This is a genomic window from Enterobacter sp. A8, from assembly GCF_004296595.1.
Lineage (GTDB): Bacteria > Pseudomonadota > Gammaproteobacteria > Enterobacterales > Enterobacteriaceae > Enterobacter > Enterobacter cloacae.
In genome coordinates this window covers 348468-373569 of record NZ_SCMF01000002.1, presented here as the reverse complement: position 1 = coordinate 373569, position 25102 = coordinate 348468, and the positions used below count along the sequence as shown (strand labels likewise).

At 54.6% G+C, this 25102-nt stretch carries 24 protein-coding genes; 1 reads left to right on the top strand and 23 read right to left on the bottom strand.

Annotation, left to right across the window (positions count from 1 at the left end):
* Positions 1 to 153 precede the first annotated feature (153 nt).
* The 13 genes from EQV24_RS09850 to leuS all read right to left on the bottom strand — a co-directional run bounded on the left by EQV24_RS09850 (position 154) and on the right by leuS (position 13941).
* On the bottom strand, positions 154 to 1107 hold the full coding sequence (locus tag EQV24_RS09850) for a YbeF family transcriptional regulator (protein ID WP_013097594.1): 954 nt from the start codon (positions 1105 to 1107) through the stop codon (positions 154 to 156).
* A gap of 291 nt (positions 1108 to 1398) precedes the next feature.
* Complete coding sequence (gene lipB / locus EQV24_RS09845; RefSeq protein ID WP_013097593.1) at positions 1399 to 2040, bottom strand: lipoyl(octanoyl) transferase LipB; 642 nt, start codon at positions 2038 to 2040, stop codon at positions 1399 to 1401.
* 94 nt (positions 2041 to 2134) lie between these two features.
* Entirely contained in the window at positions 2135 to 2398 is a 264-nt protein-coding gene (gene ybeD / locus EQV24_RS09840) for a DUF493 family protein YbeD (RefSeq protein ID WP_003858718.1), read from the bottom strand.
* Between the two features lie 105 nt (positions 2399 to 2503).
* Positions 2504 to 3715: a D-alanyl-D-alanine carboxypeptidase DacA gene (gene dacA, locus EQV24_RS09835; protein WP_013097592.1), complete on the bottom strand. Its 1212-nt coding sequence runs from the start codon at positions 3713 to 3715 to the stop codon at positions 2504 to 2506.
* A 139-nt stretch (positions 3716 to 3854) separates the two neighbouring features.
* The gene (rlpA, locus tag EQV24_RS09830) at positions 3855 to 4967 is read right to left on the bottom strand and encodes an endolytic peptidoglycan transglycosylase RlpA (RefSeq protein WP_130626509.1); all 1113 of its coding nucleotides are present in this window, start codon (positions 4965 to 4967) and stop codon (positions 3855 to 3857) included.
* 16 nt (positions 4968 to 4983) lie between these two features.
* A complete protein-coding gene (gene mrdB, locus EQV24_RS09825; RefSeq protein ID WP_013097590.1) occupies positions 4984 to 6096 on the bottom strand; it encodes a peptidoglycan glycosyltransferase MrdB in 1113 nt (370 codons plus the stop codon).
* Between the two features lie 2 nt (positions 6097 to 6098).
* Complete coding sequence (gene mrdA / locus EQV24_RS09820; RefSeq protein WP_130626508.1) at positions 6099 to 8000, bottom strand: peptidoglycan DD-transpeptidase MrdA; 1902 nt, start codon at positions 7998 to 8000, stop codon at positions 6099 to 6101.
* A 28-nt stretch (positions 8001 to 8028) separates the two neighbouring features.
* Positions 8029 to 8496, bottom strand: coding sequence for a 23S rRNA (pseudouridine(1915)-N(3))-methyltransferase RlmH (gene rlmH / locus EQV24_RS09815; RefSeq protein ID WP_003858701.1), 468 nt, complete (start codon positions 8494 to 8496; stop codon positions 8029 to 8031).
* 3 nt (positions 8497 to 8499) lie between these two features.
* On the bottom strand, positions 8500 to 8817 hold the full coding sequence (rsfS, locus tag EQV24_RS09810; RefSeq protein ID WP_003858696.1) for a ribosome silencing factor: 318 nt from the start codon (positions 8815 to 8817) through the stop codon (positions 8500 to 8502).
* 268 nt (positions 8818 to 9085) lie between these two features.
* Positions 9086 to 9751 carry a nicotinate-nucleotide adenylyltransferase gene (gene nadD / locus EQV24_RS09805; RefSeq protein ID WP_133412106.1) on the bottom strand — a complete coding sequence of 222 codons (666 nt, stop codon included), beginning with the start codon at positions 9749 to 9751 and terminating at the stop codon, positions 9086 to 9088.
* Positions 9744 to 10775 carry a DNA polymerase III subunit delta gene (gene holA, locus EQV24_RS09800; protein WP_047024238.1) on the bottom strand — a complete coding sequence of 344 codons (1032 nt, stop codon included), beginning with the start codon at positions 10773 to 10775 and terminating at the stop codon, positions 9744 to 9746. Before holA ends, nadD begins: the two co-directional genes overlap by 8 nt.
* Positions 10775 to 11344, bottom strand: coding sequence for an LPS assembly lipoprotein LptE (gene lptE, locus EQV24_RS09795; protein WP_028028133.1), 570 nt, complete (start codon positions 11342 to 11344; stop codon positions 10775 to 10777). The genes holA and lptE overlap by 1 nt, the downstream gene beginning before the upstream one ends.
* 14 nt (positions 11345 to 11358) lie before the next feature.
* Positions 11359 to 13941, bottom strand: coding sequence for a leucine--tRNA ligase (gene leuS / locus EQV24_RS09790; protein ID WP_020685667.1), 2583 nt, complete (start codon positions 13939 to 13941; stop codon positions 11359 to 11361).
* A gap of 214 nt (positions 13942 to 14155) precedes the next feature.
* On the opposite strand from leuS, the gene EQV24_RS09785 reads away from it, so the two are divergent.
* Complete coding sequence (locus EQV24_RS09785) at positions 14156 to 14638, top strand: zinc ribbon-containing protein (RefSeq protein ID WP_014831082.1); 483 nt, start codon at positions 14156 to 14158, stop codon at positions 14636 to 14638.
* Positions 14639 to 14787: 149 nt separating this feature from the next.
* On the opposite strand, the gene rihA is transcribed toward EQV24_RS09785, so the two are convergent.
* The 10 genes from rihA to miaB all read right to left on the bottom strand — a co-directional run bounded on the left by rihA (position 14788) and on the right by miaB (position 25060).
* Positions 14788 to 15729 carry a pyrimidine-specific ribonucleoside hydrolase RihA gene (gene rihA, locus EQV24_RS09780; protein WP_062730135.1) on the bottom strand — a complete coding sequence of 314 codons (942 nt, stop codon included), beginning with the start codon at positions 15727 to 15729 and terminating at the stop codon, positions 14788 to 14790.
* Positions 15730 to 15849: 120 nt separating this feature from the next.
* Positions 15850 to 16575, bottom strand: coding sequence for an amino acid ABC transporter ATP-binding protein (locus EQV24_RS09775; RefSeq protein WP_014831084.1), 726 nt, complete (start codon positions 16573 to 16575; stop codon positions 15850 to 15852).
* A complete protein-coding gene (gene gltK, locus EQV24_RS09770) occupies positions 16575 to 17249 on the bottom strand; it encodes a glutamate/aspartate ABC transporter permease GltK (protein WP_013097580.1) in 675 nt (224 codons plus the stop codon). The genes EQV24_RS09775 and gltK overlap by 1 nt, the downstream gene beginning before the upstream one ends.
* Positions 17249 to 17989, bottom strand: coding sequence for an amino acid ABC transporter permease (locus EQV24_RS09765; protein WP_013097579.1), 741 nt, complete (start codon positions 17987 to 17989; stop codon positions 17249 to 17251). The genes gltK and EQV24_RS09765 overlap by 1 nt, the downstream gene beginning before the upstream one ends.
* A gap of 155 nt (positions 17990 to 18144) precedes the next feature.
* Positions 18145 to 19050 (bottom strand): amino acid ABC transporter substrate-binding protein, encoded by a 906-nt coding sequence (locus EQV24_RS09760; protein ID WP_133412105.1) that lies wholly within the window; start codon positions 19048 to 19050, stop codon positions 18145 to 18147.
* A 399-nt stretch (positions 19051 to 19449) separates the two neighbouring features.
* Positions 19450 to 20988: an apolipoprotein N-acyltransferase gene (gene lnt, locus EQV24_RS09750; protein WP_130626506.1), complete on the bottom strand. Its 1539-nt coding sequence runs from the start codon at positions 20986 to 20988 to the stop codon at positions 19450 to 19452.
* A 5-nt stretch (positions 20989 to 20993) separates the two neighbouring features.
* Positions 20994 to 21872, bottom strand: coding sequence for a CNNM family magnesium/cobalt transport protein CorC (corC, locus tag EQV24_RS09745; RefSeq protein ID WP_013097576.1), 879 nt, complete (start codon positions 21870 to 21872; stop codon positions 20994 to 20996).
* Positions 21873 to 21961: 89 nt separating this feature from the next.
* The gene (ybeY, locus tag EQV24_RS09740) at positions 21962 to 22429 is read right to left on the bottom strand and encodes an rRNA maturation RNase YbeY (RefSeq protein ID WP_003858677.1); all 468 of its coding nucleotides are present in this window, start codon (positions 22427 to 22429) and stop codon (positions 21962 to 21964) included.
* Positions 22426 to 23472, bottom strand: a complete 1047-nt coding sequence (locus EQV24_RS09735; RefSeq protein WP_020684942.1) for a PhoH family protein — start codon at positions 23470 to 23472, stop codon at positions 22426 to 22428. The genes ybeY and EQV24_RS09735 overlap by 4 nt, the downstream gene beginning before the upstream one ends.
* 163 nt (positions 23473 to 23635) lie before the next feature.
* The gene (gene miaB, locus EQV24_RS09730) at positions 23636 to 25060 is read right to left on the bottom strand and encodes a tRNA (N6-isopentenyl adenosine(37)-C2)-methylthiotransferase MiaB (protein WP_013097574.1); all 1425 of its coding nucleotides are present in this window, start codon (positions 25058 to 25060) and stop codon (positions 23636 to 23638) included.
* Positions 25061 to 25102 lie beyond the last annotated feature (42 nt).

Sequence of the window (25102 nt, the reverse complement as noted above, 5' to 3'; positions counted from 1 at the left end):
TGTTGTATTTATCAACTATTTTTGAACGAACGACAGGCAGTATATCATTGAAACGGTCGTTAAAGCAGCCTGCCAGGTCGCCAATTTGTAAAATAGTTGTTGTTTTGTGCCTTTTGCCCTGCGTGCGGCAGGGGCTTGTGCTGTGTCAACCTGTCAGAAGGCCTGGCGGATGATGCGGATCACATTTTCAAGTACCGGATCGCGCAGACTGAGCTTATTGTAATGCAGTGAAATCTCGATAGATTCTGCATTCAACTGGCTGAGCGGAATGCTCTCCAGCGGCCAGCATTTCCGCAGCAGATGATACAGGCGCGAAGGCATGATGCAGAGCATGTCACTGCTGCCAATCAGGGACGCGGTAGTGAACATATTGTAACTGCTGAAGCTTATCTGGCGCTCCGGGAAAATGTCATCGATACGCTGGCGCAGCGCATGATGTGACTGTCCTTCCGTCATAAATGACGAGTGATCGTAGTTACGCAGATTTTCTATGGTGAGCGGCTCGCTGAGCACCGGATGCTGCTGGCGACAGACCAGCACCAGGTTGTCGGCATAGAGGACATTTTGCCCCAACGCGCGGGCGCTGAAGCTGCCGCTGTCGATAATTAAATCGGTCTGGAACTGGGCAAGCTGCACGTCAGGTTCGCTGATCGGTACATTACGCAGCAGCAGCTGCGGCGCATGCTCTTTTACGGCCTGGTAAATGGCAGGCATAACCAACACCCCCACAGAGGGAGAGCAGCCGATGGTGATGGTTCGCTGTTTGTCGTAGCTTCCGGTTAAATCCAGCGCGCCCAGAATCGACTCCAGCCCCTGGCTGATGTACTCATGCAGATGCGTGGCGTAAGCCGTGGGGGTAACACCCTGTCCCTTACGAATAAATAACGGGTCCGGAAATATAGCGCGCAGCTTTTGAATTGACTGGCTTATTGCAGAGGGCGTGAGATTAAGAATTTTCGCAGCGTTAACGATACCCTTATGGACATATACCGCCTCAAAAATAGTCAATAAATTGAGATCAATATTACGTAAAGTCCGAAAAATTTGCGGCTTGTCTTCGCCACCGGGTTCATTCAGGCGTTTGGCTGGTAAATTATTATACTCCACGCTTTTACTCCGTACACATTCACAACATGAATGATAGTTGAATTTATTTATTATGCTTGTAGAGATTCGTAAAGTGTTGGTTTTGTTTCACTTGTTTATCAAAAACAACCAGTTGAGTGATTATCACGCAAGTTACTTAGGTCCTGCACGCAGCGCTGACGGGAGGCTAAATAATATGGATCGGTAATATTCGAGCGCTTCGAAAATATAGAATCTGCGGATTATTGTAAAGTGTAAAAGCGGCAATTAAATCGTGGCCCGTCAAATTATCGAGCCACAATGTATAATATATTAAGCAGTGATATATTCGTGTGGGGGATTGTTAAGTAGTGCTAACATATTAGCTAAAAGCACAGGACGGATATTTTCTGTTGTTGCCGTATCAACCCACTGGCACATTTGCGTCATTTCCATCCCGGCATAGCCGCAGGGGTTGATGCGCTGGAAGGGCTTCAAATCCATATTAATGTTCAAAGCCAGCCCGTGAAACGAGCAGCCTTTACGGATACGCAGCCCCAGCGAGCAGATCTTCATCTCGCCCACGTAGACTCCCGGTGCGTCGGCCCGCGGATGCGCATCAATACCGTATTCCGCCAGCGTGTTGACGACCGTTTGCTCAAGCAGAGTGACCAGTTCACGTACGCCCAGCTTTCTGCGTTTGAGGTTCAGGAGAACGTACATCACCTGTTGCCCTGGGCCATGGTACGTAACCTGCCCGCCGCGGTCGCTCTGAATCACCGGGATATCGCCCGTCATCAATAAATGTTCCGCTTTTCCCGCTTGCCCCTGCGTAAACACCGGCAGGTGTTCTACCAGCCAGATTTCATCAGGGGTGGTGTCATCGCGTGAGTCGGTGAAGTCATGCATAGCCTGGGAGACAGGCTCATAAGGTTGCAGCCCGAGATGACGGACAAGAATTTTATCCTGATACAAAACGACGTCTCCGAAGACGAGGGACAAAAGATGAGGGGGAGTATATCACAGCGGGGAGAGGGGTTACCCGGCAAACCGGGTAACCGCAGAGGGACTACAGCACCATACGAACAATTTCGATATTGCCGAGCTCTTCGTACAGCGTCTCAACCTGTTCAATGTGTGTTGCGGTAATGGTAATGGATACCGAGTGGTAGTTGCCCTTGCTGCTTGGTTTTACTGACGGAGAGTAGTCACCCGGCGCATGGCGCTGTACCACTTCAACCACCTGATCAACCAGCTCAGGTTTCGCCAGACCCATTACTTTGTAAGTAAATGGGGTAGGGAATTCAAGCAGTTCGTTAAGTTTGGTTTTCATGTCAGCTCCGGCGTAACGTCAAAAAGAATAACTCCCACGTCAGGTGGGAGTTATCAGGATACTTAGTATATGGGGATCAAAATCACACTTTCAAGTGTTCGATTTTTAGCCAAACCAGTGATGGAACATCAATTTAATGTAATCAATGATTTTGCCGAAGAAATTGCCTTCAGGAATTTCCTGCAGGACAACCAGCGGGCGCTGATCGATAGTTTTGCCATCCAGCTGGAAGTTAATGGTGCCTACAACCTGGTTTTTCTGCAGCGGTGCATGCAGCTCGGTGGTGTTCAGCACGTAGCTGGCTTTCAGGTCTTTCATGCGTCCGCGTGGAATGGTCAGGTACAGATCTTTGTCCACGCCCAGGGAGGCGCGATCGTTATCACCGAACCAGACCGGCTCAGAGGCAAACTCTTTGCCTGCTTTCAGCGGGTTCACGGTTTCGAAGAAACGGAAGCCCCAGGTCAGCAGTTTTTTGCTTTCTGTCTCACGGCCTTTAAAGGTACGACCGCCCATCACGGCAGAGATCAGGCGCATCTGACCTTCGGTAGCAGAGGCGACCAGGTTGTAACCCGCTTTGTCGGTATGACCGGTTTTGATGCCGTCAACGTTCAGGCTGTTATCCCACAGCAGGCCGTTACGGTTGGTCTGGCGAATACCGTTGAAGGTAAACTCTTTCTCTTTATAGATGGCGTATTCGTTCGGTACATCGCGGATCAGCGCCTGGCCAATCAGCGCCATATCGCGCGCAGAGCTGTACTGACCCTCCGCATCCAGGCCGTGAACGGTCTGGAAGTGGCTGTTTTTCAGGCCCAGCGCAGAAACGTAGCTGTTCATCAGGCCCACAAACGCATCCTGGCTGCCCGCAGCGAAATCGGCCATGGCGACACAGGCGTCATTACCGGACTGCAGGTTGATACCACGAATCAGTTGAGAGACAGGAACCTGCATACCCGGTTTCAGGAACATTAAAGAGGAGCCTTTAAAGACCGGGTTCCCGGTTGCCCACGCATCGTTACCGATGGTGACCAGGTCTGTTTCTTTAAATTTACCTGCCTTCATCGCCTGGCCGATAACGTAGCTGGTCATCATTTTCGTCAGGCTGGCCGGATCGCGGCGGGCATCGGCATTCTGTTCTGCCAGAACTTTGCCAGAGTTGTAATCGATCAGGATGTAGGATTCCGCATCGATTTGCGGAACGCCAGGGATCATGGTCTTGATGTTCAGGTCATCGGCGTGAGCTGCGGAGAGCGCAGCAGCGCAAAGGGCCGTGGTCAGCGCCATGCGCTGCACAAAACGAGCAGAAAAAGTGGTCTTCATGGTCAGAACTACGACATCCGTGATGGAATTAAAAAAAGTGCCTTACTATAGCAAATGCTATTCAGGCAGGCATCCGACTTTAAGCATGAGTTTGTGAATGACTTTTACACAAACTGACAATTCGGATGCCGCCGATACATTACTTCGCTACAGCGATAAATGACTGGAGTTGCGCTTCATTTTGCAGACGCTGCTGCAGGATCGCTGCCTGCGATTTGCTGGCAAACGGTCCCATCTGAATACGCCACACCGCCCCGTTTTGCTCAACGCGACCTGGAACGCCAAACTGCTGGCTCAGGCGCTGTTGATATTGCTGCGCGCGGGCCTGATCGCTGACGGCGCCCACCTGAACGACAAAGCCGCCGCTGGAAGCGGCAGCAGGCGCTGCTACCGCTGCGCTCTGGGTCGTTGCCGGAGCGGTGACGGGGGCTGGCTGCTGCGCGACGGGGGCGGCAACAGGCGCTGGGGTAGGCTCACTGCCTTCGAGCACGCCGGAGGCCAGGGTCGTTGGAGCCCCCAGGAAACCGCTACTCTTTACCGGTGCGCCAGTGCTGTCATCGCTTTGCAACGTGTCGTTGCTGATAGGACGCACTTCGCCTGCTGGCTGAGAAGGCTCGGCCGGCGATGAGACGCTCCCCATGCCACCGTCAAGATTCGGACGATCGGGAAGGGCGTAGGTCTGTTTCGCCACTGTCGTACACGCGGTACCCGGCCCGGAGAGCGAGCCATCCGGTGCCACGATAATGGGGTCGATACGAACCTTGGTATTGTTCGAGGTGTTCAGGCGGTCGGCGGAGGCGCGCGACAGCGAAATCACACGGTCGTTACCGTACGGACCGCGATCGTTAATGCGGACCACGATCATACGGCCATTCGCCAGGTTGGTGATACGCGCGTAGCTTGGGATAGGCAGCGTCGGGTGTGCCGCAGTAAGTTGCGTCGGGTCGAACGCTTCTCCTGATGCCGTCAGGTTGCTCCCGGGTTCCGCATCATAAATGGCGGCGAAACCCGCCTGGCTGAAACGGGAAGGGTCCTGAACGATTTTGTAGCTTTTGCCGTCGCGCTCATAATCCTGATTCGCGCTGGCGTTGAGCGGTTCATAAACGGGATCGGCGCCGCTGATTTCAACGATTGGGCCATTACACACCGCAGGCTGCGGCGGCGCGACGGTTGCCTGTTGCTGACCATCATCACTTGTGCACGCCGCAAGTAAACTTGCCGCAATGCAGATCCCCAGCCACTGCTTACGCATTCCGAACCCCTTATTTTTATACGCTTTTTGACAACATTTTTCTGTGGGTATGGATCGACATCACGATACCAAACCCGGCCATCAACACGATCAGTGCCGAGCCTCCGTAACTCACCAGCGGAAGCGGAACGCCTACAACCGGCAGAATACCACTCACCATACCAATATTTACGAAGACATAAACGAATAAAATCAACATTAACCCGCCCGCCATGACGCGGCCAAAGGTGGTTTGCGCGCGCGCGGCAATCCACAACCCGCGCATGATTAACAGTACATACAGCGCGAGTAAGATCAAGATGCCGACCAGCCCAAGCTCTTCCGCCAGGACCGCAAAGATAAAGTCGGTATGGCGCTCTGGTAAGAACTCCAGCTGCGACTGGGTGCCGTGCAGCCATCCTTTACCGCGCAGGCCTCCGGAGCCAATCGCGATCTTGGACTGAATAATGTGATAGCCCGCACCCAGCGGATCGGTTTCCGGATCGAGCAGCATCATCACGCGCTGGCGCTGATAATCATGCATCAGGAAGAACCAGAGAATAGGGATGAACGCGGCAACCAGCACCACCGCAATACCAATCAGACGCCAGCTCAGGCCCGACAAGAAGAGAACAAACAGGCCGGAGAGGGCGATGAGGATCGAGGTACCAAGGTCAGGCTGCGCCGCCACCAGTAACGTTGGCAGGAAAATCAATACCAGCGCGATGGCCGTGTTTTTCAGTGATGGCGGACAGACGTCGCGGTTGATAAAGCGTGCCACCATCAGTGGAACGGCGATTTTGGCAATTTCCGAGGGCTGGAAACGAACTACACCCAGATCCAGCCAGCGCTGTGCGCCTTTGGAGATGGCCCCAAAGGCATCTACCGCAACCAGCAAAATAATACAGAAGATGTAGAGATAGGGGGCCCAGCCTTCGTAGACGCGTGGTGGGATCTGCGCCATGACGACCATAATGACCAGCCCCATCGCGATCTGGCCAATCTTGCGCTCCATCATGCCGATGTCCTGGCCGCTGGCGCTCCAGATAACCAGAGCGCTGTAGACCAGCAGAGCCAGCAGGATCAGCAGCATGGCTGGGTCGATGTGGATTTTATCCCACAGCGATTTTTTATTTGGATTATCCGTCATGATTATTGGTCCTCCGCCGCAGCGGCCGCCGGGTTTTCAGCCGGCAGTTCGGTGTTGTTATCACCCAGCATGATGTGGTCGAGGATTTGGCGCATGATGGTGCCCACGGCTGGCCCTGCGCCACCGTTTTCCAGAATCATTGCCACCGCCACCTGCGGGTTATCATAAGGTGCAAATGCCGTCATGAGCTTATGGTCACGCAGTCGTTCGGCAATGCGGTGCGCGTTATAGGTTTCGTTGGCCTTCAGGCCGAAGACCTGCGCCGTACCGGATTTGGCGGCCACTTTATACGGCGCACCGGCGAAATACTTATGCGCGGTACCGTTCGGGCGGTTTGCCACCCCGTACATCCCGTCTTTGGCGATCTCCCAGAAGCCGGAGTGAATATCCCCCACTGGCGGTTCATGCGGCTGGATCCACGGCACTTTTTTGCCCTCTTCAACGGTACTTTGCAGCAGGTGCGGGACTTTCACCACGCCATCGTTGATGAGGATCATCATCGCTTTGTTCATCTGCAGCGGGGTTGCGGTCCAGTAACCCTGGCCGATACCCACCGGAATGGTATCACCCTGATACCACGGCTTCTTAAAGCGCTTTAGCTTCCACTCGCGGGTTGGCATGTTGCCGGAGCGTTCTTCGGCGAGATCGACCCCGGTGTAATGGCCGTAGCCAAATTTGCTCATCCAATCTGACAGGCGATCAATACCCATGTCGTACGCCACCTGATAGAAGAAGGTATCCGCAGACTCCTCTAGCGATTTCGTCACGTTCAGATGACCGTGGCCCCATTTTTTCCAGTCGCGATAGCGTTTCTCTGAACCCGGTAACTGCCACCAGCCCGGGTCAAACAGGCTGGTGTTGCGGTTGATGACACCCGCGCTCAACGCCGAGACGGCGACGTAAGGTTTCACCGTGGACGCCGGCGGATAGACCCCCTGCGTGGCGCGGTTGACCAGCGGCGTGTTCGGGTCATTAAGCAGGCCGGAGTAGTCCTTACTGGAAATTCCATCGACAAAGAGGTTAGGGTCGTAGCTTGGCATGGAGACCATCGCCAGTATGCCGCCGGTACGCGGATCGGTCACGACAACTGCCGCACGGCTGCCCGCCAGTAAGGTTTCAATATACTGCTGGAGTTTCAGGTCGAGCGTCAGGTAGACGTCATGCCCTGCCTGCGGCGGCACCTCTTTCAGCTGACGAATAACGCGGCCACGGTTGTTAACTTCCACCTCTTCATAGCCGGTCTGCCCGTGCAGGACATCTTCGTAATAGCGTTCAATTCCCAGCTTACCGATATCGTGCGTCGCGGCGTAGTTTGCCAGCTTGCCGTCTTTATCGAGACGCTCAACGTCTTTGTCGTTGATCTTGGAGACGTAGCCGATCACGTGCGTCAGCGCGGAACCGTAAGGGTAGTAGCGACGCTTGTAGCCTTTCACTTCCACACCGGGGAAACGGTACTGGTTGACCGCAAAGCGGGCGACCTGGACTTCCGTCAGGTTGGTTTTAACCGGAATGGAGGTAAAACGGTGAGAACGGGCGCGTTCTTTCTTGAAGGCAGCAATATCGTCATCGTTAAGATCGACAACGCTTCGCAATGCTTCCAGCGTATCCTGCACGTTGTCGACTTTTTCCGGCATCATCTCAATCTGGTAGATGGTGCGGTTTAAGGCCAGCGGGGTGCCGTTTCGGTCGTAAATAATGCCGCGGCTGGGGGCGATAGGCACCAGCTTGATGCGGTTTTCGTTTGAGCGCGTCTGGTAATCGGTATAGCGGACAATTTGCAGATTATAAAGGTTGGCGATCAGCACGCCGGTAAGCAGCAAAATCCCCGTAAAGGCGACCAGCGCCCGGCGCACAAACAGCGCGGACTCAGCCGTATAGTCGCGAAAAGAATTCTGTAGTTTCATCCGCTGCTTAATCTACCCTGGTCAGTCATTACTCGCGGTGATAGGGGTGGTTGGTAGTAATGCTCCACGCGCGGTACAGGCTTTCTGCCACCAGTACCCGAACGAGCGGGTGGGGAAGCGTCAGCGCGGAGAGAGACCAACTTTGTTCTGCCGCCGCTTTACAGGCAGGAGACAACCCTTCAGGCCCGCCAATCAACAGACTGACGTCACGACCATCCTGCTTCCAGCGCTCCAGTTCGTGCGCCAGCTGCGGCGTATCCCAGGGCTTGCCTGGAATATCGAGGGTCACGATGCGGTTTTTGCCTGCGGCAGCCAGCATCAGTTCTCCCTCTTTATCAAGAATGCGTTTAATATCCGCGTTCTTGCCGCGCTTTCCGGCGGGGATCTCCACCAGCTCGAACGGCATATCTTTAGGGAAACGACGCAGATATTCAGTAAAACCGGTTTGTACCCAGTCCGGCATTTTGGTGCCGACGGCGACCAGCTGCAACTTCACGCATTAACCCCAGAGTTTTTCCAGCTCATACAGGCGACGGCTCTCTTCCTGCATGACGTGGACAATCACATCGCCAAGATCGACAACCACCCAGTCAGCGGTTGCTTCACCTTCAACACCGAGCGGTAACAGCCCTGCTGCACGTGATTCCTGCACAACATGATCGGCAATTGAAACCACATGGCGAGTAGACGTACCGGTGCAGATGATCATGCAGTCGGTGATGCTGGATTTACCCTTAACGTCGATAGCGATGATGTCCTGACCTTTCAGGTCATCAATTTTGTCGATAACAAAATCCTGGAGTGCTTTACCCTGCAAGTTTTCCCCCTGGGTGAATGAGATTGTGCAACTATGAATTCGTAGCCAGACAGTATACCTGAACTGACGCCCCTGTCGGGACAAATGTCACCGGCCGGGCTTTTGAAGGCGGGTATCATCCCACCCTCCGCCGGAGATTGCATCGCCATTTTTGTAAAACAATTTCTGTAAAGCAATGAGCGGCGGGAAAGTCTGGCAGCGGAGGATAACAGTATGGCTTACTCTGTCAAGGCAGGATAATCAATAAGGCGCTTTTTGTGCGCCCGGATTATGCGTCTGCGCTTTTCTGATACAACCCGTGCGCGTGGATATAGTCCAGCACTGACGATGGCAGGAGATCGTCACAGGCTAAACCGTGCTGAAGCCGGTCGCGAATGATTGTCGCAGAAATATCAAACCACGGCGTCTCCGCCAGATAGATCTTCCCGGCAGGTAGATTATGCAGATCTTCCACATTGTCGGTCAGATGAGCCTCCAGCCACTGCTGATACTGCTCTTCACGCATGGTCAGCGGATAGCCCGGACGGCGGCAGACGAGGAGATGGCTGTTCTCCAGAATGGTTTCATACTGGTGCCAGGTGGGGAAGTTGAGCAGAGAATCCTGGCCGATGATAAAGGCCAGCGGTTTGTCCGGCCCCTGTTCGGCCCGCCACTCCTGTAGCGTTTGCGAGGTCCAGGACGGGGTGTCGCGACGGAGTTCACGCTCGTCCAGGCTGAAGAGCGGTTTATCCGCAATGGCCAGGGCGAGCATCTCTTTTCGCTGCTCGCTGGTGGCCTCAGGCTGAGGCCGATGTGGCGGAACGTTATTGGGCATGATAATCACGCGCTGAAGACCAATCAGATTCGCCAGAATTTCAACCGGTTTCAGATGACCGTAATGGACCGGGTCAAAGGTGCCACCGTACAGGGCCTGTAGAGAGTGCATGCTATCCATCGATAAATACATCTGCCAGCGCCTTGTGGCAGAGCAGCAGAGAAAGGCTTTCCAGCTCCGCCCAGACGGACTGGCCGTAATCTTGTTTTAACGTGAGCTCCGCGCGCATCAAAAGCTGTACCGCCTGGCGCAGCTGTTCATGGCTCAGACGATTAATGGCCTCGGTGGTCATCGCCCGACGGTTTTGCCAGATACGGTGTTTGTCGAACAACGAACGCAATGGCGTATGAGCAGACTGGCGCTTGAGCGTGATGAGCATCAGCAGTTCACGCTGCAGCGTACGCAGCAATATAACCGGTTCGCTACCCTCAAGGCGTAGCTGCTGCAAAATATGCAGGGCGCGCTTGCTCTTTGCCATCAGCAGCGCATCAACCCAGTGGAATGGCGTGAAGTGTGCAGCGTCGTTAACCGCCTGCTCCACGCGCGGCAGAGTCAGCTTGCCATCGGGCCAGAGGAGGGCGAGCCGGTCCAGCGCCTGAGCCAACGCCAGCAGGTTGCCTTCATAGCAGTAGCACAGCAGCTGATTCGCTGCGTCGTCCAGTTGCAGGTTATTCTGCTTCGCTCTTGCCGCCACCCATTTCGGCAGATGGGCCTGCTCAGGCGTCTGGCAGGTGACCAGCACGGCATGAGTGGCGAGTTGGGTAAACCACGCGGCGTTTTCCTGCGCTTTGGTGAGCTTGTTGCCACGTACGATTAACAGCAAATCGCTGTGCAACAGGCTGACCAGCGTCGCCAGTTGTTCATTGATGGCCGCGTTCGGACCATTCTCTGGCAGCAGGATCTGGATGGTCTGGCGTGATGCAAAGAGACTCATCGCCTGGCAAAGGGAGAAGAGGGCATTCCAGTCGGTATTGTTATCCAACTGGACGGTGTGGTGTTCATCAAAGCCCTGAGCGGCGGCGGCATGTCGCACGGCATCCAGGCTTTCCTGAAGCAAGAGCGGGTCGTTACCCAGTAACAGATACGCCGCGCGCAGCCCTTCATTGAGCTGCGCGCGGAGTTGTTCAGGATACAGCCTGATCATCAGTTACCCATGGAGGTAGAAACAGGAGGCGTGTTGGCATCCGGTTTGTCGATGATGTCAGAACCCTGTCTTGTCGTTGCGGCAATGCCTGGCAGCTTACGGATCAGCTGTTCTGCGGCCTTGTCGTACATTTCGTTAATGATAATCTGCTGCTCAGCATCTTTTGCCAGCGCCGTTTGCGGGTTATCAAAGAACGAGCGGTACACTTTGGTATTGATAGGGAAAATGTCTTTACCCGGGATCAATACTGCCGCGTTCACCGTCAGCACCATCTGATATTCCGCAGTACGTCCATCCTGGAAGATCGACGCGGTATCTTTAGCCAGCGATGAACTTAAGATACGTAATGACGGTACATCCTGGCGCAGGGTGCCTTTTTCGATCAGTTGAACATCGTTCAAACGCAGCTGGTTACGCACTGCCCGGCTGAGTGGACCATTCGGATCCCCTGAGTCGAAAATCATCGTTTTCATCTCAGCGGGCACCGCCGTGGTATTGCGCAGATGCCAGCCACACCCCGCGGTGACCAGCACCGCCAGAGATAAGAGTATTGTTGCCAGTTGTCGCACGTTTCCTCCCGCGCTTAGCCAACGACCAGATTCAGCAGTTTACCTGGTACGTAGATCACTTTACGTACGGTAACGCCCTCAAGATATTTCGCCACCAGATGTTCCTGGCCAGCACGCTCACGAACCTGTTCTTCGGTTGCATCAACGGCGACGGTAATTTTACCGCGTACTTTACCGTTGACCTGTACCACCACCAGCGTGGTGTTTTCCACCATGGCGGATTCATCAGCAACCGGCCACGGCGCGTTGTCGATATCGCCTTCGCCTTTCAGCTCCTGCCACAGGGTGAAGCTGACATGCGGGGTGAACGGGTTCAACATGCGCACGACGGCCAACAGTGCTTCACGCATTAAGGCACGATCCTGCTCGCCTTCCTGCGGTGCTTTCGCCAGCTTGTTCATCAGTTCCATAATAGCCGCAATTGCGGTATTGAAGGTCTGACGACGACCAATATCATCGGTCACTTTTGCAATCGTTTTATGAACATCACGACGCAGCGCCTGCTGATCTTCAGTCAGGGCAGCAACGTTCAGTGCTGGTGCGTCGCCCTGAGCGGTGTGTTCGTAAACCAGTTTCCAGACGCGTTTCAGGAAGCGGTTCGCCCCTTCAACACCGGACTCCTGCCACTCCAGGGTCATGTCTGCCGGAGAGGCAAACATCATGAACAGACGCACGGTATCCGCGCCGTAGCGCTCAACCATCACCTGCGGGTCGATGCCGTTGTTTTTGGACTTGGACATCTTGCTCATGCCGGTATACACCAGTTCATGACCTTCGGCGTCTTTCGCCTTCACGATACGGCCTTTCTCGTCGCGCTCAACAATCGCATCAACCGGAGAGACCCAGTTACGTTCGCCGTTCGCACCCACATAGTAGAACGCATCTGCCAGTACCATGCCCTGACACAGCAGCTGTTTCGCTGGCTCGTCAGAGTTCACCATGCCTGCGTCACGCATCAGCTTGTGGAAGAAGCGGAAGTAGAGCAGGTGCATGATGGCATGTTCAATACCACCGATGTAGATGTCTACCGGCAGCCAGTAGTTTGCCGCGTCGGAATCCAGCATCCCTTCCTGATACTGCGGGCAGGTGTAGCGGGCGTAGTACCAGGAAGACTCCATAAAGGTGTCAAAGGTGTCGGTTTCACGCAGCGCAGGCTGACCGTTAACGGTGGTTTTTGCCCACTCAGGATCGGCTTTGATCGGGCTGGTGATGCCATCCATGACCACATCTTCCGGCAGGATCACCGGGAGTTGATCTTCAGGGGTTGGCATCACGGTGCCGTCTTCCAGTGTGACCATCGGGATTGGCGCACCCCAGTAACGCTGACGGGAAACGCCCCAGTCGCGCAGGCGGTAGTTCACTTTACGCTCGCCCACGCCCAGCGATGCCAGTTTGTCGGCGATGGCGTTGAAACCCTCTTCGAAGCTCAGACCGCTGAACTCACCAGAGTTAAACAGCGTGCCTTTTTCCGTCAGCGCTTGCTCAGACAGGTCAGGTTCAGAGCCGTCAGCCGCCAGAATAACGGCTTTGATCGGCAGGTTGTATTTGGTGGCAAATTCATAGTCGCGCTGGTCGTGACCCGGAACAGCCATCACGGCACCGGTACCGTATTCCATCAGCACGAAGTTTGCTGCCCAGACCGGAATCGCTTCGCCAGTCAGTGGGTGCTTCGCATAGAAGCCCGTGGCAACGCCTTTCTTCTCCATGGTCGCCATGTCGGCTTCTGCCACTTTCGTGTTGCGGCATTCGTCGATGAAGGTAGCCAGCTCCGGGTTATTTTCGGCAGCTTTCTGCGCCAGCGGGTGACCTGCGGCCACGGCCAGATAGGTCGCGCCCATGAAGGTATCAGGACGGGTGGTGTAGACGGTCAGAGTCTGATCGTAGTTCTCAACGTTGAAGGTGATCTCCACGCCTTCAGAACGGCCGATCCAGTTGCGCTGCATGGTCTTAACGGTATCCGGCCAGTGGTCCAGCGTGTCCAGATCGTTCAGCAGTTCGTCAGCGTAAGCGGTGATTTTGATAAACCACTGTGGGATCTCTTTACGCTCAACTTTTGTGTCGCAGCGCCAGCAGCAGCCGTCGATAACCTGTTCGTTCGCGAGAACGGTCTGGTCGTTCGGGCACCAGTTAACTGCAGACGTCTTCTTATAGACCAGGCCTTTTTTGTACAGCTCGGTGAAGAACTTCTGTTCCCAGCGGTAGTATTCCGGGGTACAGGTCGCCAGCTCGCGGCTCCAGTCATAGCCAAAGCCCAGCATTTTGAGCTGGTTTTTCATGTACGCGATGTTGTCGTACGTCCACGGCGCTGGCGCCGTATTGTTTTTGACCGCCGCGCCTTCAGCTGGCAGACCGAATGCATCCCAGCCGATTGGCTGCAGCACGTTTTTGCCCAGCATACGCTGGTAGCGTGCAATCACATCACCGATGGTGTAGTTACGCACGTGGCCCATGTGTAGTCGACCAGAAGGATAGGGAAGCATCGACAGGCAGTAATACTTCTCTTTGCTCTCGTCTTCGGTTACTTCAAAGGTACGCTTCTCGTCCCAGTGTTGCTGGACTTTTGATTCTATCTCTTCCGGGCGGTATTGCTCTTGCATGGCAGCCAGTGGTCCTGTTTTCAATACAGCTACAAATGTAGCCAATGGATGTGGTATTTCAGATCCGCATAGCATAGCCCAAACGCCCGCGTCAAAACAGCCTTTCGCACAAATGCGCTTTGCAGGAATTTACCGGGTCTGTGGTTCACCTGACAAAGCGGCGATGAAATAAGGTCTATTATTAGAAATAGTTACTTACCCGGGAGGCAAAATGATGAACAAGGTTGCTCAATTTTACCGCGAACTGGTGGCAACACTGACGGAACGGCTGCGTAACGGCGAGCGAGATATCGACGCGCTGGTGGAACAGGCGCGTGCGCGCGTGACGCAAACGGGTGAGTTAACGCGAACCGAAGTGGAAGAGGTGACGCGCGCCGTGCGTCGTGACCTCGAAGAGTTCGCGCGCAGTTACCAGGAGAGCCAGGACGAGGTGACCGACAGCGTATTTATGCGGGTGATCAAGGAGAGCCTCTGGCAGGAGCTGGCGGATATTACCGATAAAACACAGCTGGAGTGGCGTGAAGTCTTTCAGGATCTGAATCATCACGGCGTGTATCACAGCGGCGAAGTGGTGGGGCTGGGAAATCTGGTCTGTGAGAAATGCCATCACCATATTGCCGTTTATACGCCGGAGGTGCTGTCCCTGTGTCCGAAGTGCGGGCACGATCAATTCCAGCGTCGGCCGTTTGAGCCCTAGGTAAAAGCAAAACTGTTTGCGCCCTCTCCCTGTGGGAGAGGGCTGGGGTGAGGGCATCAAGCCGCAAAAGGTAAAAGCAAAACGGCAACCACGTTGCCGTTTTTAGTGTTTGCTCCCTCTCCCCGTGGGAGAGGGTTGGGGTGAGGGCATCAGGCCGCACTATAGTATGCGAGCCTCTCCGCCAGCAAATCCACAAACGCCTGCCGATCGATATCCACCATTAGCGTGGTATTCGGTTTATTGCCCGTCAGCGAATAGTAATCCACCACCGTCATCCCCTGGGTGTATTTCCCCTGGGTCTCCACACCAACCCAGCGCTCTACCGTGGTAAACATCTCAGGCTTCAGCAGCCAGGCAATGGTGCACGGGTCATGCAGCGGCGCGCCATGGAAGCCCCATTTCTCGGCTTTGTGATATTCCATAAAGAAGTCGAGCAGCTCGGCCACGGTCGTGGCAACCGGGTTGCCAATCGCACGAAAACGCTCGATGTCATTCGCCATAATCTGCGCCCGGTGGGTAACATCCAGTCCGGCCATCACAATCGGCAAGCCCGACTGGAAGACGATCTCCGCCGCTTCCGGGTCAACAAAGATGTTGAACTCCGCCGCAGGCGTCCAGTTACCCAGCCCCATGGCTCCGCCCATAATCACGATACGGGCAATTTTACTGTGCAGTTCAGGATGGCTGTTCAGCAGCAGCGCAACGTTGGTTTGCGGGCCCGTTGCTACCAGCGTGACGGGTTCAGCACTCTCGCGTAGTACCTTTGCCATCAGCTCCACGGCGGTACAGGATTGCCGGGCGAAACCCGGTTCCGGCAGCGCCGGGCCGTCCAGGCCGCTTTCTCCGTGTACGTTGTCGGCAATGATCAGTTCACGCATCAGCGGTTTGACCGCGCCACCGGCCACAGGAATATCGGGGCGCTTTAGCAAGGTCAGCATACGCAGGACGTTGCGCAGGGTTTTATCCGGCGTCTGGTTGCCGGCAGATGAGGTGACAGCTTTGACTTCAAGTTCAGGGGAGGCAAGTGCAAGGACGAGGGCAATCGCGTCATCATGACCCGGATCGCAATCGAGAATAATAGGCTGTGCCATAGCGTTCTCCATACGTAGCGTTATTTTGTGACAAGGTTAACGCTGCAATGTGACGCCGACGAGAAGCAGAGATTGAAAGCGTGAGACAGTGCGCAATCCGAAGATTGCGCACTGAGAAGATTAATGCAGGATTTTAGCCAGGAAGTCTTTAGCGCGTTCGGATTTCGGGTTGGCGAAGAACTCTTCTTTCGGCGAGTCTTCAACGATCTTGCCTTCATCCATAAAGATCACGCGGTTTGCCACTTTGCGGGCGAAGCCCATTTCGTGGGTCACCACCATCATGGTCATCCCTTCGTGGGCCAGTTCAACCATGACGTCCAGCACTTCGTTGATCATTTCGGGATCGAGTGCGGAGGTCGGTTCGTCGAACAGCATTGCCACCGGATCCATACACAGTGCGCGAGCAATCGCCACACGCTGCTGTTGGCCGCCGGAAAGCTGTGCCGGGAACTTATCGGCGTGCGCAGAAAGCCCCACGCGATCCAGAAGCTTCAGCCCTTTCTCACGCGCCGCTTTTTTGTCACGCTTAAGCACTTTCACCTGCGCCAGCGTCAGGTTCTCGATGATGGAGAGGTGAGGGAACAGTTCAAAATGCTGGAACACCATCCCCACGTGGGAGCGAAGCTGGGCAAGGTTGGTTTTCTTGTCGTTCACTTTGGTGCCGTTAACAACAATTTCACCCTGCTGCACAGGCTCCAGACCATTAACCGTTTTGATCAGCGTCGATTTACCGGAACCGGACGGCCCGCACACTACCACCACATCACCTTTTTTGACTTCGGTGGAGCAGTCGGTCAGCACCTGAAAGTGCCCATACCATTTAGAAACATTTTTCAGGGAAATCATTATACCGTCCTTTTCTTCAGCCAACTGACCAACAGCGACGCGCTTAAACTAATCACAAAATAGACCGCACCTGCGAAGAGCACCATCTCAACCTGCGTACCATCGCGCTCACCGATGGTGGACGCGGTACGGAAGAAGTCTGCCAGGCTCAGGACATATACCAGAGAGGTATCCTGGAACAGCACGATGCCCTGGGTCAGCAGGAGGGGAACCATGGCGCGAAACGCCTGAGGCAGAATAATGAGCTGCATGGACTGCCAGTGGGTCATCCCCAGCGCCAGCGCCGCGCTGGACTGCCCGCGTGAGATACTCTGTATGCCCGCACGGATGATCTCGGAATAGTAAGCGGCCTCAAACATGGAGAACGCAACCATCGCGGAAATCAGGCGGATATCGGTTTTCGGTGACAGTCCCAGAACGTTTTGCAGGAATCCGGGAACAATCAGGTAAAACCACAGCAGCACCATTACCAGCGGAATAGAACGGAAAACGTTAACGTAGGCAGTGGCAAACCAGGCGAGTGGTTTGAAGCTCGACAGGCGCATTACCGCCAGCAGGGTGCCCCAGACGATACCGACGATGATGGCGATCGCCGTGATTTTTAAGGTGATCACCAGGCCATCCAGCAAGTACGGCATGGAAGGAACAATGGAACTCCAGTCAAATTCGTACATTATTTGCCCCCCAGATTGCCCGGCAGGCGAATTTTGCGTTCAACCAGGTTCATCACCAGCATGATGAAAGCGTTAATCAGAACATACGCGAGCGTAATTGCCGTGAAGGATTCCCACGCGTGGGCGGAATAATCCAGCAGTTTACCCGCCTGTGCCGCCATATCGACCAGACCGATCGTGGAGGCGATGGCCGAGTTTTTGACCAGGTTCATCATCTCTGAGGTCATCGGTGGAACAATGACGCGGTAGGCGTTAGGCAGCAGGACGTAGCGGTAGGTTTGCGGCAGCGTTAACCCCATCGCCAGACCCGCGTTCTTTTGTCCACGCGGCAGCGACTGAATAGCGGCGCGTACCTGCTCGCACACGCGTGCGGCGGTAAACAGCCCCAGACACATCATCGAGGAGACAAAGAACTGTACGTTAGGATCCAGTTCCGACTTGAACCACATGCCAATATTTTCCGGCAGCAGTTCAGGAACGACCAGATACCAGGTAAAGAACTGCACGATCAGCGGAACGTTACGGAACAGTTCCACATACAGCGTGCCGATAGAAGAGAGAAAACGGTTAGGGACGGTGCGCAGAATACCGAACAGTGAACCGACAAGGAACGCAATAATCCACGCCGTTATCGATAACGCAACGGTAACCTGAAAGCCGCTCCACAGCCAGCCAAGATAGGTTGTGTTGCCGAACGGGGCTTGTTGCAGAAATATGCCCCAGTTCCAGTCTATTGACATAATAAACTCCAGAAAAAAAAGGGTAGCAGCGCTACCCTCGAAGATTGGTGAGAAGCTCATTTTTCGCGCTGAGTGGGGAACGACCACTCAACGTATAGTCTGTCCATGCTTCCCGACAATCGAGAGGGCAGGAGATCCCGCCCCTGTAGTTCTAATTAGTTAAGAGCCTTGTCATTTGGTGATTTGAACAGTGCTTTCATGTCGTCAGACAGTTCAAAGTTCATGTTGAGATTTTTGGGTGGAATTGGGTTCTTGAACCATTTGTCGAACCATTTTTCCGCTTCCCCGGACGTTTGCACCTGGGCGATGGTGTCATCGATCAGCTTCTTAAACTGCGGATCGTCTTTACGCAGCATACAGCCGTAGGCTTCTTTCGACTGGGGGGTACCAACGATATCCCAGTTGTCCGGTTTCTTCGCTTTTGCACGTTCGCCAGCCAGCAGAGCATCATCCATCATAAACGCGACGGCACGGCCACTTTCCAGCGTACGGAAGGAGTCACCATGGTCTTTCGCGCTGATGATGCGCATATCCATTTTCTTCTCGTCGTTCAGCTTGTGCAGCAGCACTTCTGAGGTTGTCCCGGAGGTCACAACAACGGCTTTGCCTTTCAGGTCAGCAAAATCTTTGATGTCGCCGCCTTTTTTGGTCAGCAGACGGGTCCCCACCACAAAGATGGTGTCGGAGAAGGCGGCCTGTTTCTGACGCTCCAGGTTGTTGGTGGTTGAGCCACACTCAAAATCGAAGGTGCCGTTTTGCAGCAGTGGGATACGGTTCTGCGAGGTGATTGGAATCAGTTTTACCTGCAGGTCGGGTTTGTTCAGCTTTTTCTTCACGGCCTCAACGATGGCGTTAGAGTAGTCCTGTGAATAGCCCACGACTTTTTGCGTGTTGTCGTAGTAAGAGAACGGGACAGAAGATTCACGGTGGCCGACCACGATCACGCCGTTTTTGGCAATCTTGTCGAGAGTGCTGCCGGCTGCCGGCGCGTCTTCAGCGTGAACGACGCCTGCGGACATCCCCATTACCAGCATTGCTGTGGCCAGTTTACGTAATTGCATACCCAACTCCTTTCTTATCAGCGTCAGTGACGCATTGATACCCATTGTGATGTTGTTATATCTCGCGCTATGCGAGTGCAGTGTTATGCAAGCTTGTTAACATTTAGTCTGGCTTAATGTAAAGATTTTGCTGCGTTATTGTTTATTTTTGCGAAGCGCGCCGCACCATTCCGAGGCAGAAATCTCTCGTTGCACCGTTTCGGTGCTACCGGCGATCTATGCTGGTGCGACAAGGTTGCACACGAAGCCAAACTGCGTTTACCTGAATAAACAAAGCAATAGGCGTGCCAGAATTGAAATTTGGGAGGGAACTGTCGGGTGGCGGCTACGCCTTACCCGACCGACGAAGCAAATGTAGGCCGGGTAAGCGTCAGCGCCACCCGGCAACAGAAGGTAAGATTAGCGACGACGCTGACGAAGGCTCATCAGCACAGCCCCAAAGCCAAACAGGGCGGTCAGGATCCACAGCGGCCAGTTGCCGGTGCGGGCATATGGCGTCAGGCCGCTTGTCGGCGTGACTTTAGCCGTCAACACGTCGCGCGTAAACTGCGGGATCATGGCCTGAATTTCTCCCCGCGGTCCAATCACGGCGGTGATGCCATTGTTGGTGCTGCGCAACAGCGGACGCGCCAGCTCCAGTGAACGCATCCGCGCCATCTGGAAGTGCTGCCACGGACCAATCGACTTACCGAACCAGGCATCATTAGAGATAGTCAGCAGGAAGTCCGTATCCGGACGGAAGTTGTCGCGCACCTGTTCACCGAGGATGATCTCGTAGCAAATGGCCGCCGTCAGGGCAAAGCCGTGTGCATGCAGCTGCGGCTGCACATACGGACCCCGACTGAAGGAGGACATTGGCAGGTCAAAGAACGGTGCCAGCGGACGCAGTATCGATTCCAGCGGAACAAACTCGCCAAACGGAACAAGGTGATTCTTGTTATACCGGTCAGTCGAGGTGTAGCTGTAGTCGCTGTCTTTGCCGAGCGTAATGATGGTGTTGTAGGTATCGTAGCGGTTCTGCTGATTCAGACGCGCATCCACAATCCCGGTGATCAGCGTACTGCCGCGCGCGCGCAGCAGATCGTTCATCATGTTGAGAAACGGCTGCTGGTTAATTTCCAGATCCGGAATGGCAGATTCAGGCCAGATGATCAGCTGTGATTTACCCATCACCTCTTCAGTGGCGTTGGCGTAAATTTTCAGCGTGTTCAGCAACTCTTTTTCATCCCACTTCATCGCCTGCGGAATATTTCCCTGCACCATCGATACCTGTGTGGCGCGCTCTGGCACCAGGGTATACCACTGGATATAACGCAGCGGGAAGGGCAGAGCGAAAAGAACCAGCGCCACCACCAGTGGTTTCCAGTTACGCGTGACCAGCGCCAGCACCAGCAGGCCGCTCACCACCATCAGCAGGAAGTTAATGGCTTCAACGCCCATTACTGGCGCCAGACCTTTCAGCGGGCCGTCAATCTGGCTGTAGCCAAACTGCAGCCACGGGAAGCCGGTCAGCACCCAGCCGCGCAGAAACTCGGTGATCTGCCAGACCACGGGAGCCGCAATGGCAACGCGCAGCCAGCTGGTTTTAGGCCACAGGCGGGAGAGAATGCCCGCAAACAGACCGGTGTAGAGCGAGAGATAGGCGGCCAGCAGAACCACAAGGAAGACGTTAACCGGCCCCGGCATACCCCCAAACTGGGCGATGCTGACGTAGACCCAGTTGATGCCGGATCCAAACAGCCCCAGCCCCCAGAAGTAGCCAATGGCTGCAGCCTGAACGGGACGACGATTCAGGGTTAACCCCTGTAACCCCATCAGGGAGAGAATGGCTGCAGGCCAGATATCGTAAGGAGAAAAAGCCAGCGTACCGCTGGCTCCGAGTAACAGCGCCAGCAGCAAACGGACGCGCTGGCGTTCAAGCAGTGGGGCAAATGCCATTTACATTAATCTTCCAGTTTTGGCACCGGTGAGTCGTCCGGCGTTCTGACATGAACCTGTATAATACGTCGACTGTCGGCCATCGCCACTTTGAACTGGTAACCATCGATGTCAACGGTTTCGCCGCGGGCAGGAAGATGACCAAAGGCCTGCATCACCAGCCCACCAATGGTATCCACCTCTTCATCGCTGAAGTGGGTGCCGAAGGCGTCGTTGAAATCCTCAATGGAGGCCAGAGCGCGAACGGTCCACGTATGGCGGCTAAGCTGACGGAAGTCGATATCTTCTTCTTCGTCATACTCGTCTTCGATCTCGCCCACGATCAGCTCAAGAATATCCTCGATCGTGACAAGGCCTGACACGCCGCCAAATTCATCAATCACAATCGCCATGTGGTAACGCTGGGAGCGAAACTCTTTCAGCATCCGATCCACACGTTTACTTTCCGGCACAACCACGGCCTGGCGTAACACTTTTTCCATGCTGAAGGCTTCGGCATCGCTGCGCATAAACGGCAGCAGATCTTTGGCCATCAAAATCCCTTCGATGTGATCTTTGTCTTCGCTGATGACCGGGAAACGGGAGTGAGCGGATTCGATAATCACATCGAGGCATTCATCGAGGCTCTGGTTACGTTTCAGGGTAATCATTTGCGAGCGGGGGATCATGATATCGCGAACGCGCTGGTCGGCGATGTCCATTACCCCTTCGAGCATTTCGCGCGTATCTTCGTCGATAAGATCGTTTTGCCCGGAATCACGAATCAGCTCCAGCAGTTCATCACGGTTTTTGGGCTCACCATGGAAAAGCTGGCTCAGAATGAGGGAGAAAAATCCCTTTTTACTGTTTGTCGTGTCGCTACTGTGTGAATTGTCGTCGCTCATGGCGTTTGTTAAGGGTTCTCTCGTCAGTTCAATGTTTACCGCCGCGCTATTTCCTTACGCGGCGGCATGTTAGTCAGTCGGTTGTCTGACTATTCTTTCTCGGCAATGTACGGATCCTCATAGCCCAGAGCAAGCATTATCTCTGTCTCAAGGGACTCCATCTCTTCCGCTTCGTCATCTTCAATATGATCGTAGCCCAGCAGGTGCAGGCTTCCATGGACGACCATATGCGCCCAGTGGGCCTCGAGCGGCTTTTGCTGCTCTTTGGCTTCCTGTTCCACCACCTGACGGCAGATGATCAGATCGCCGAGCAGCGGCATTTCAATACCCGGTGGGGCTTCGAACGGGAAAGAGAGCACGTTGGTTGGCTTATCTTTCCCGCGGTAGGTCAGGTTAAGCTCATGGCTTTCTGCTTCATCCACCAGGCGAATCGTGACTTCTGACTCTTCCTGAAACTGGGGGATAACAGCATCCAGCCATTTCTGAAACTGCGCCTCTTCTGGCATGCCGGAATTATCTTCACAGGCCAGCTGTAAATCGAGGATCACCTGACTCATTTCTGTTCTTGCTCCTGCGCTTCGCGCTTACGTTCTGCGGCCAGTTCGGCCTTACGCTTCTGATCGGCCTCTTCCCAGGCTTCATAGGCGTTAACGATACGCGCGACCACCGGGTGGCGTACCACGTCTTCACTGTGGAAGAAGTTAAAGCTGATTTCGTCCACCTCAGCCAGCACTTCGATGGCGTGGCGCAGGCCCGATTTGGTGCTGCGCGGCAGGTCAATCTGGGTGACGTCACCGGTGATAACCGCTTTCGAATTGAAGCCGATACGCGTCAGGAACATCTTCATCTGTTCGATGGTGGTGTTCTGGCTCTCATCCAGAATAATGAACGCATCGTTAAGGGTACGGCCACGCATGTAGGCCAGCGGGGCGACTTCAATCACGTTACGCTCAATAAGCTTCTCAACTTTCTCAAAGCCCAGCATTTCGAACAGCGCGTCGTACAGTGGGCGCAGATAAGGATCCACCTTCTGACTCAGGTCCCCCGGCAGGAAGCCGAGTTTTTCACCCGCTTCAACCGCCGGGCGGGTCAGCAGAATACGGCGGATCTCCTGGCGCTCCAGCGCATCAACCGCAGCGGCGACGGCCAGATAGGTTTTACCTGTACCCGCCGGACCTACGCCGAAGGTGATGTCATGGTCGAGAATGTTGGCAATGTACTGCGCCTGGTTCGGTGTACGCGGCTTAATGACGCCACGTTTGGTCTTGATATTGATGGCTTTGCCATAGTCCGGCACGCTTTCTGCGCTCTGCTCAAGCACGCGCGCCTCTTTAATGGCGAGGTGAATTTGTTCCGGTTCGATATCCTGAATTTCGCCACGCATCGGGGCGGTATCAACATACAGGTTACGCAGGATGTCCGCAGCCGCATTGACGCAGATAGGGCGTCCGGTGAGTTTGAAATGATTATCGCGACGATTGATTTCGATACCCAGACGTCGCTCCAGTTGTTTGATGTTGTCATCAAACGGCCCGCACAGGCTCAGCAGGCGAGCGTTGTCTGCGGGCGTTAGGCTAATTTCAAGCGTGTCTATGTTCAAACTGTTCCTCTTTGATTGGTTAACTGGCCCGGCGCCCTCAGGCGTAATAAAACGGCCATTACCGAAATTATTCACGCCATGGAAAAAAGGCGCAAGCGTTGCGGAAGATATTGGGGACGTTGAGAGGAAATACAAGGCCTGCCGGGAAGGCAGGCCTGAAGGATTATGGCTGGTAAACCCGAACGCCAGAATCGTTTTCTTTACGCGTGCGGGAAATGACGGATTCAGGAGATTGCGCAATGCGCAGCCCCATCTCATCTTCGGTGCGCACCAATTTTCCGCGCAGCGAGTTGGTCAGCACTTCCACAATCTCGACGTCCACAAATTTACCGATCATGTCCGGGGTGCCTTCGAAATTCACCACGCGGTTGTTTTCGGTACGGCCTGAGAGTTCCATGATGCTCTTACGGGAGGTGCCTTCCACCAGAATACGCTGCACGGTGCCGAGCATGCGGCGGCTCCAGGCGTTGGCCTGCTGGTTGATACGCTCCTGCAGAATATACAGACGCTGTTTTTTCTCTTCTTCCGGGACATCGTCAACCATATCGGCCGCCGGTGTGCCAGGGCGCGCAGAGAAGATGAAGCTGTAGCTGACGTCAAAATTCACTTCGCCGATGAGCTTCATGGTGCGTTCGAAGTCGTCAGCGGTTTCACCTGGGAAGCCAACGATAAAGTCGGAACTTATCTGGATATCCGGACGCGCTTCACGCAGCTTACGAATGGTGGATTTGTACTCCAGCACCGTATGCGGACGCCCCATCAGGTTCAGCACGCGGTCAGAGCCGCACTGAATCGGCAAATGCAGGAAGCTCACCAGCTCCGGCGTATCGCGGTAAACGTCGATAATATCGTCGGTGAATTCCATTGGATGGCTGGTGGTAAAGCGAATACGGTCGATACCGTCAATCGCAGCCACCAGGCGCAGTAGTTCAGCAAAGCTGCCGGTGGTGCCGTCGTAGTTCTCACCACGCCAGGCGTTCACGTTCTGACCCAGCAGGTTCACCTCGCGTACGCCCTGTGCGGCAAGCTGTGCGATTTCAAACAGAATATCGTCTGCCGGGCGGCTCACTTCCTCACCACGGGTATAAGGCACCACGCAATAAGTGCAGTATTTGTTGCAGCCTTCCATGATTGAGACGAACGCGGTCGGGCCATCCGCACGCGGCTCGGGCAGACGGTCAAATTTTTCGATCTCCGGGAAGCTGACATCAACGACCGGGCTACGATCGCCGCGCACCTTGTTGATCATTTCCGGCAGGCGGTGCAGGGTCTGGGGGCCAAAGACAATATCCACATAGGGGGCTCTCTGACGAATCAGCTTACCTTCCTGCGACGCGACGCATCCACCCACACCGATGATCAGGTCCGGATTTTTTCGTTTGAGAAGTTTCCAGCGACCTAAAACGTGAAAAACTTTTTCCTGCGCTTTTTCACGAATTGAGCAGGTATTCAGCAGCAGCACATCGGCTTCTTTCGCATTTTCAGTCAGCTGGTATCCGTGGGTGGTATCCAGCAGATCGGCCATCTTGGATGAATCGTATTCGTTCATCTGACAGCCCCAGGTTTTTATATGGAGTTTTTTAGTCATCGACTTGCTCAGCTCAGGATTGCAAGCCGTGTATTGTAATGC

Excerpts from the sequence above, each read along its gene's own strand:
- gltK (WP_013097580.1), bottom strand. The coding sequence starts at position 17,249 with ATGTACGAATTTGACTGGAGTTCCATTGTTCCTTCCATGCCGTACTTG.
- mrdB (WP_013097590.1), bottom strand. The coding sequence starts at position 6,096 with ATGACGGATAATCCAAATAAAAAATCGCTGTGGGATAAAATCCACATC.
- ybeD (WP_003858718.1), bottom strand. The coding sequence starts at position 2,398 with ATGAAAACCAAACTTAACGAACTGCTTGAATTCCCTACCCCATTTACT.
- rihA (WP_062730135.1), bottom strand. The coding sequence starts at position 15,729 with ATGGCACAGCCTATTATTCTCGATTGCGATCCGGGTCATGATGACGCG.
- EQV24_RS09785 (WP_014831082.1), top strand. The coding sequence starts at position 14,156 with ATGAACAAGGTTGCTCAATTTTACCGCGAACTGGTGGCAACACTGACG.
- nadD (WP_133412106.1), bottom strand. The coding sequence starts at position 9,751 with ATGGATAGCATGCACTCTCTACAGGCCCTGTACGGTGGCACCTTTGAC.
- miaB (WP_013097574.1), bottom strand. The coding sequence starts at position 25,060 with ATGACTAAAAAACTCCATATAAAAACCTGGGGCTGTCAGATGAACGAA.
- leuS (WP_020685667.1), bottom strand. The coding sequence starts at position 13,941 with ATGCAAGAGCAATACCGCCCGGAAGAGATAGAATCAAAAGTCCAGCAA.
- mrdA (WP_130626508.1), bottom strand. The coding sequence starts at position 8,000 with ATGAAACTACAGAATTCTTTTCGCGACTATACGGCTGAGTCCGCGCTG.
- ybeY (WP_003858677.1), bottom strand. The coding sequence starts at position 22,429 with ATGAGTCAGGTGATCCTCGATTTACAGCTGGCCTGTGAAGATAATTCC.
- corC (WP_013097576.1), bottom strand. The coding sequence starts at position 21,872 with ATGAGCGACGACAATTCACACAGTAGCGACACGACAAACAGTAAAAAG.
- EQV24_RS09760 (WP_133412105.1), bottom strand. The coding sequence starts at position 19,050 with ATGCAATTACGTAAACTGGCCACAGCAATGCTGGTAATGGGGATGTCC.
- holA (WP_047024238.1), bottom strand. The coding sequence starts at position 10,775 with ATGATCAGGCTGTATCCTGAACAACTCCGCGCGCAGCTCAATGAAGGG.
- lnt (WP_130626506.1), bottom strand. The coding sequence starts at position 20,988 with ATGGCATTTGCCCCACTGCTTGAACGCCAGCGCGTCCGTTTGCTGCTG.
- EQV24_RS09775 (WP_014831084.1), bottom strand. The coding sequence starts at position 16,575 with ATGATTTCCCTGAAAAATGTTTCTAAATGGTATGGGCACTTTCAGGTG.
- EQV24_RS09765 (WP_013097579.1), bottom strand. The coding sequence starts at position 17,989 with ATGTCAATAGACTGGAACTGGGGCATATTTCTGCAACAAGCCCCGTTC.
- dacA (WP_013097592.1), bottom strand. The coding sequence starts at position 3,715 with ATGAAGACCACTTTTTCTGCTCGTTTTGTGCAGCGCATGGCGCTGACC.
- rlpA (WP_130626509.1), bottom strand. The coding sequence starts at position 4,967 with ATGCGTAAGCAGTGGCTGGGGATCTGCATTGCGGCAAGTTTACTTGCG.